The sequence below is a fragment of the Caulobacter sp. B11 genome (assembly GCF_002737765.1).
Classification (GTDB): Bacteria; Pseudomonadota; Alphaproteobacteria; order Caulobacterales; family Caulobacteraceae; genus Caulobacter.
In genome coordinates, this window is sequence record NZ_PEGG01000345.1 from 1 (window position 1) to 5,968 (window position 5,968).

General features: G+C 66.5%; 8 protein-coding genes. 1 reads left to right on the plus strand and 7 read right to left on the minus strand.

All coding sequences use genetic code 11. The features are described from left to right. Positions 1 to 258, minus strand: a 258-nt coding sequence (locus CSW58_RS12430) for a NusA N-terminal domain-containing protein (protein ID WP_304441652.1), incomplete at its 3' end; no start/stop codon positions are given. Positions 259 to 260: 2 nt separating this feature from the next. After that, positions 261 to 887 (minus strand): ribosome maturation factor RimP, encoded by a 627-nt coding sequence (rimP, locus tag CSW58_RS12435; protein WP_099447495.1) that lies wholly within the window; start codon positions 885 to 887, stop codon positions 261 to 263. A 275-nt stretch (positions 888 to 1,162) separates the two neighbouring features. Here rimP and ppa point away from each other — a divergent pair, with 275 nt between their 5' ends. Further along, positions 1,163 to 1,696: an inorganic diphosphatase gene (gene ppa / locus CSW58_RS12440; protein ID WP_099447496.1), complete on the plus strand. Its 534-nt coding sequence runs from the start codon at positions 1,163 to 1,165 to the stop codon at positions 1,694 to 1,696. 42 nt (positions 1,697 to 1,738) lie between these two features. Here the strand turns inward: ppa and CSW58_RS12445 are convergent, their stop codons facing one another. The 5 genes from CSW58_RS12445 to lnt form a co-directional block, all read right to left on the minus strand. After that, the gene (locus CSW58_RS12445; protein WP_099447501.1) at positions 1,739 to 2,113 is read right to left on the minus strand and encodes a hypothetical protein; all 375 of its coding nucleotides are present in this window, start codon (positions 2,111 to 2,113) and stop codon (positions 1,739 to 1,741) included. Positions 2,114 to 2,175: 62 nt separating this feature from the next. Further along, a complete protein-coding gene (gene trmB / locus CSW58_RS12450) occupies positions 2,176 to 2,856 on the minus strand; it encodes a tRNA (guanosine(46)-N7)-methyltransferase TrmB (protein WP_099447497.1) in 681 nt (226 codons plus the stop codon). Between the two features lie 103 nt (positions 2,857 to 2,959). Next, entirely contained in the window at positions 2,960 to 4,183 is a 1,224-nt protein-coding gene (gene metK, locus CSW58_RS12455; protein WP_099447498.1) for a methionine adenosyltransferase, read from the minus strand. A 96-nt stretch (positions 4,184 to 4,279) separates the two neighbouring features. Continuing rightward, positions 4,280 to 4,711 carry a helix-turn-helix domain-containing protein gene (locus tag CSW58_RS12460; protein ID WP_099447499.1) on the minus strand — a complete coding sequence of 144 codons (432 nt, stop codon included), beginning with the start codon at positions 4,709 to 4,711 and terminating at the stop codon, positions 4,280 to 4,282. Between the two features lie 19 nt (positions 4,712 to 4,730). Further along, the coding region (lnt, locus tag CSW58_RS12465) for an apolipoprotein N-acyltransferase (protein ID WP_099447500.1) at positions 4,731 to 5,968 on the minus strand (1,238 nt) is incomplete at its 5' end.

A 5,968-nucleotide genomic window follows, 5' to 3' on the forward strand; every position in this document is an offset into this window, starting at 1 on the left:
CGAGATCTGGACCTTGCCGATCTCGCCTTCCATCTCGTGCTCGTCCGACACGACCTCGATCACCCGCTTCTGGGTGGTTTCGCCGGTCTTGGGGTCGATGCGCACGCGGATGTCGTGCTCGGCGCCGTAACGCGAGCGCGCCGCCTTCTGGAGCGCGTCCTCGATCGCCTCGATGACGACTTCCTTCTCGATGCCTTTTTCGCGCGCGTCAGCGATCTGCAGCAGCTCGAGCCGGTTGGCGGAAATGCCGATGGCCATGGTCAGTCCTCTTCACTTTCGGACAGGTCAAAATCTTCGTCTTCGGCGTCGTCGTCGCCGAGATCTTCGGAGTCCGCGTCACCGCCGTCGGCGGCCACGCGGGCGGCGCGCTGGTCGGCGCCCCGCTTCATCAGGGCGTCGGTCAGCACCAGCTTGGCGTCGACCAGCCACTCGAACGGGAAATAGACGGTGGTGTCGTCCTCGCCCTCGAGGTTGAGGCCCACCTGGCCGTCCTCGGTGCCGGCGAGCTCGCCCTTGAAGCGCTTGCGGCCCTCGGCGACGCGATCGAGCTCGATGCGCACCTCCAGGCCGGCATAGTCGTCGAAGTCCTTCAGCCGGGTCAGGGGTCGGTCGACGCCGGGGCTGGAGACCTCCAGGGTATATTCGCCGCTGATCGGGTCGGCGGCGTCGAGGATCTCGGAAATGGCTCGCGACAGCTTGGCGCAGTCCTCGACATTCATGTCGCCGCCGCTGCCGTCTTCCAGCATCGGGCGCTCGGCCATGATCTGCAGGCGGCGCTGTTCGGCGCCGCCCATCAGGCGCAGGCGCACGATCTCGTAACCGACGGACTCGGCGACGGGATCGAGGATTTCGATCAGGTCACGGTCTTCCTGCGTCTTGCCGCGCACGGTGTATCTCAACTCAAAAACGGGGCCGGGCGCCGAGGCTGGCGAGCGGCCAAAGAAAAAGCGGCAGCCTTTCGGGCCGCCGCTCGAAAGCGCTAGCAGCGCTGACGGACGATGTAGGGCCTTTATAGCGCGATGTTCGGACGGTTGGAAGCCCCCTGAGGCGCACAGAGTCCGCTCGCCGCGCCTGACCCCTTTCGCACCGCAGCACTCAGGGTCTATAAGGCCGGCGCGCAGACCCGCCTCCCCCGCGGGGCCTCTCCCAAAGAAGAGTCACAATGGACCTCTCCAAGATCGCCACGGGCGTGAACCCGCCTTACGACCTCAACGCCGTCATCGAGATCCCGCAGGGCGGCGAACCGGTGAAATACGAGATCGACAAGGCCAGCGGGGCCCTGATGGTCGACCGCTTCCTGCATACGGCGATGTTCTATCCGGCCAATTACGGCTTTATCCCCCACACCCTGGCCGATGACGGCGATCCGGCCGACATCATGGTCGTGGGCCCCACCCCCGTGGTGCCCGGCGCGATCATCCGCTGCCGTCCGATCGGCACCCTGATGATGGTCGACGAAGCCGGTTCGGACGAAAAGATCCTGGCCGTGCCGGTCGACAAGCTGCACCCCTTCTATACGGGCGTGAACAGCTGGCGCGACCTGCCGGTGATCCTCACCGAGCAGATCGCCCACTTCTTCCAGCACTACAAGGATCTGGAAAAGGGCAAGTCGACCAAGATCACCGGCTGGGCCGACCTGGAAGAAACCGCCGAAATCATCCGCGCGGCGATCAAGCGCCACGACGACAACTACTGAATCCGCATGACCCTTCCCTCCCCGCAGCGGGGAGGGAAGCCGTCACAGAAACTGCCCGGCAATCAACAGCAGCACCATCGCCACGTCGATCAGCACCGTGACGCCGGAAAAGCCCTTGATGAAGCGGCCGCCCTTGGCGAGTAGCGAGCCCATGTAGAAGACCTTGCTGATCACCGCCGCGCCCACCGCCAGATCGCGGGTCTCGGGGTGGTAGGCCGCCCAGATCAGCATGCCGCCGGTCAGGCCGATCAACAGACCCCAACCGCGCACGATCACATCCGCCAGCGGCCCCTCCAGGGCTTCGCCATAGGTCGAGCGCATCGCGCGGCCCGGCGAAATCACGAACTGCAGCATGGTCAGGGTCAGCAGGCCGCTGATCACCAGAACGATCTGATAGTGCTCGACAATCCAGGACATCATCGCCTCCCCGCGCCCGTCATGGCGCGGGCCGGGGCAAGCTTAGCAGATAAGGCGGCGGATCAGACGCGCACGAAATCCAGGAACACCGGCGCGCAGTCGCCCAGCTTCTTTTCCTCGTAGCGCGTGGTGACGTGATCGGCCGGCGGGGCGTTGCGGTCGGTGTCCGGCTCGGCGAAGCGGAAGGCCGGGTCGGCCAGCACCCGTTCGATCGTCCATTCGGCATAGTCGGCCCAGTCGGTGGCGAAGCGCAGCGCCCCGCCCGACTTCAGAACGCGGGCGAGTTCCGTCACCACCGCCGGCTGGATCAGGCGCCGCTTGTTGTGCCGCGCCTTGTGCCAGGGGTCGGGGAACATGATGAACACCCGGCTCAGGCAGGCGTCGGGCAGCCAGGCCAGCACGTCGCGGGCGTCGCCCTCGTGGATGCGGACGTTCTTGAGGTCCTGCTCCTCAACGTGACGGACCGCGCTGGCCACGCCGTTGACGAAGGGCTCGGCCCCGATGATCAGGGCGTGCGGGTGGCGGCCGGCCTGGGCGGCCATGTGCTCGCCGCCGCCGAAACCGATCTCCAGCCAGGCTTCCGTCGCCTCCGGCATCAGGTCGCGCGGGTCGAAGGGCGCGGTCGGCACGGCGATCTCGGGCAGCAGGGTGTCGAGCAGGGCCTGCTGGCGCGGCTTGACCGGCCGCGACTTGATGCGGCCGAACGAGCGCAGCGGCCCGTGGGGAATGGTAGGGGATGTCATGGGGGCGGGTCTTAGCGGTGATGGGGCCGGGAGACCAGCCAAACGAAAACGGGCCCCGATCGATTGACCGAGGCCCGTTTCAAGACGTTCCGAAGGTCGAAGCTTAAGCCAGACCCTTCAGCTCCGGCACCAGGTCGGTCTTCTCCCAGGAGAAGCCGCCCTCGTTGTCGGGCGTGCGGCCGAAGTGGCCATAGGCGGCGGTGCGGGCATAGATCGGCTTGTTGAGCTGCAGGTGCTCGCGAATGCCGCGCGGGGTGGCGCCGCCGATCAGGGTGGGCAGCAGCTTTTCCAGCACCTCGGGATCGACCCGGCCGGTGCCGTGCAGATCGACGTGGAACGAGACCGGCTGGGCCACGCCGATCGCGTAGGCGATCTGGATCGTGCAGCGGTCGGCCAGGCCGGCGGCCACGACGTTCTTGGCCAGGTAGCGGCAGGCATAGGCGGCCGAACGGTCGACCTTGGTCGGATCCTTGCCCGAGAAGGCGCCGCCGCCGTGCGGGGCCGCGCCGCCGTAGGTGTCGACGATGATCTTGCGGCCGGTGACGCCGGCGTCGCCGTCCGGGCCGCCGATCTCGAAGCGGCCGGTCGGATTGACCAGCCACTGGGTCTTCTTGGTGATCAGGCCCTCGGGGAAGATCGGCAGGATGTGCGGGCGGATCAGGTCGAGCACGCGCTTGCTGGTCGGCGCCTTGCCGTCGATCTTCTTCTTGTGCTGGTGCGACACGACGATCGAGACGACGCGGACCGGCTTGCCGGTCCCGTCATATTCCAGGGTCACCTGGCTCTTGGCGTCGGGTTCCAGCTCGTGCAGCTCGCCGCTGTGACGCAGCTGGGCCAGACGGCTGAGGATGTTGTGGCTGTACTGCAGGGTGGCCGGCATCAGCTCCGGGGTCTCGGTGCTGGCGTAACCGAACATGATGCCCTGGTCGCCGGCGCCTTCGTCCTTCTTGTCGCTGGCGTCAACGCCCTGGGCGATGTGGGCCGACTGGCCGTGCAGATAGTTGGCGAACTTGGCCTTCTGCCAGTGGAAGCCCTTCTGCTCGTAGCCGATGTCCTTGACCGCGGCGCGGACCTTGGACTCCAGCGAGCCGAGGATATCCTTGGTCAGCTGCTTGTTGGCGGCCTTGTCGCCGCCAGGCTTGCCGGCCCGCACTTCGCCGGCCAGCACGATGCGGTTGGTGGTGACCAGGGTCTCGCAGGCCACGCGCGCCTCGGGGTCGGCGCTCAGGAAGGCGTCGACGACGGTGTCGCTGATCCGGTCGGCGACCTTGTCGGGGTGGCCCTCGGAAACGCTTTCACTGGTGAAGATATAGGAGGAACGGCTCACAGATCAGCTCCGGACAAGACTCCGCCGCGCGGACGGTTTGGCCGGCGAGGGTGCCCGGAACATATAAAGATATGTTTATGTCCGCAACGGCCGAAATCAGCTTTCGGACGGTTCCGCGATTTCTTCGTCGGCCATCGACCGCACGAGGTCCAGAACCCGGCGCACCTTGGGCTTGTTGATCTTCGGGAACAGCCCCGCCAGCTCAAGACCTTCGGTCGTCATCAGGAAATCATGGACGAACTGGCCCTGGTTGGTCTGGGCCGAGGTCTCGCCCTCGGTCGGATCGGCCAGGCCTTCGAAGAAATAGGCCACCGACGACTGCAGGCTGCGGGCGATCTCGTACAGCTTGGAGGCGCTGACGCGATTGGCGCCGCGCTCGTATTTCTGCACCTGCTGAAAGGTCAGCCCCAGGCCCTCGGCCAGCTTTTCCTGGCTGATCCCCAGCAGTTTCCGCCGCATCCGGATTCGGGCGCCGACATGAAGGTCGATGGGATTGGGGTGGCGGTCTTGCTCGAGGGTCGCTGTCATCAAACCGATAAAACTGAGATTATGATTTTTTGTTAATCTTCTGTCCGCCAGTTCGCGGGATTTTCCTAGCCCTTACCTGACGTGAGGCGAGCAGTGAGGCGCCCATAATGAGGAAGTAGGGCCAGTGTCCCAGGCTCGAAAACAGCGTGCCGGAAAATTCCGGCGGCAGGGCCACATCGATCACGCCGGCCTGGCCAAGGTTCAGCCTGGCCCCGCCCACCACTCGGCCGTGGGCGTCGATCATCGCCGAGACGCCGGTCGGGGTAGCTCGGATGATCGGCTTTCCAGTCTCGATGGCGCGGTAACTGGCCAGGTTCAGGTGCTGCAAAGGCCCTGACGTGACCCCGAACCAGGCGTCATTGGAGACATTGACCAGGGCGCGCACGGCCGGATCGGGCCTGGCGAGGCGCGGAAACAGGCTCTCGTAACAGATCAGCGGCTGCACCAGCAGATCGGAGCCGATGCGCAGCGGCGCGGGCCGGGGCCCGCTGGCGAAGGAATCACTCAGGTGGGCCATGCTTCGGACCCCCAGGGCGGTCAGAACCCCGTCCATCGGCAGGTATTCGCCGAACGGCACCAGCCGGTGCTTGTCATAGACCCCGACCAATACGATGTCGTCGGCGTCACGCCGCAGGGCGACAAGGCTATTGTAATAGACCGGCTTGTCCGCCGGCCCCTCATAGCGATAGCCGCCGATCAACAACCGCTGGCCGGGCTGAAGGGCGTCGACGATCGCCTGCCGCACCCAGGAGCCGGGAACCAGATAGTCGTTGATCGCGGCCGGCAGGGCCCCTTCGGGCCAGATCACGAGGTCGGCGGGCCGGCCCTGATAGGGCCGCGAGGTCAGGTCGACATAGCGGCCGACAATGTCCTGAAAGCTGGCGGCGTCCCACTTGATCGACTGCGGGACGTCGGCCTGAACGATGCGGACCAGGGTCGCGGCCTGGGGCGTCGCGGGGCGATCAAGGGCCAGGCGCGCGGCGCCGCCGGCATAGAGCAGGACGAGTCCGGCGAACGCCGACCCGACCGCGATCCGGCCGGATCGTCCGTCCCGCCAGACGGCCGGCGCGGCGGCGATGGCCAGGGTGATCCAGGTCAGGCCATAGGCGCCCACCACCGCGGCGGCCTGGGACGGGGCCGAACCGGCCCGCCAAGCCTCGCCGGGCAGGTTCCACGGAAACCCGGTCAGGATGTGGCCGCGGGTCCATTCCAGCAGGCTGAAGGCCGAGGCGAACACCAGCAGGCGCAGGGCGTCGG

Excerpts from the sequence above, each read along its gene's own strand:
- CSW58_RS12460 (WP_099447499.1), bottom strand. The coding sequence starts at position 4,711 with ATGACAGCGACCCTCGAGCAAGACCGCCACCCCAATCCCATCGACCTT.
- trmB (WP_099447497.1), bottom strand. The coding sequence starts at position 2,856 with ATGACATCCCCTACCATTCCCCACGGGCCGCTGCGCTCGTTCGGCCGC.
- ppa (WP_099447496.1), top strand. The coding sequence starts at position 1,163 with ATGGACCTCTCCAAGATCGCCACGGGCGTGAACCCGCCTTACGACCTC.
- CSW58_RS12445 (WP_099447501.1), bottom strand. The coding sequence starts at position 2,113 with ATGTCCTGGATTGTCGAGCACTATCAGATCGTTCTGGTGATCAGCGGC.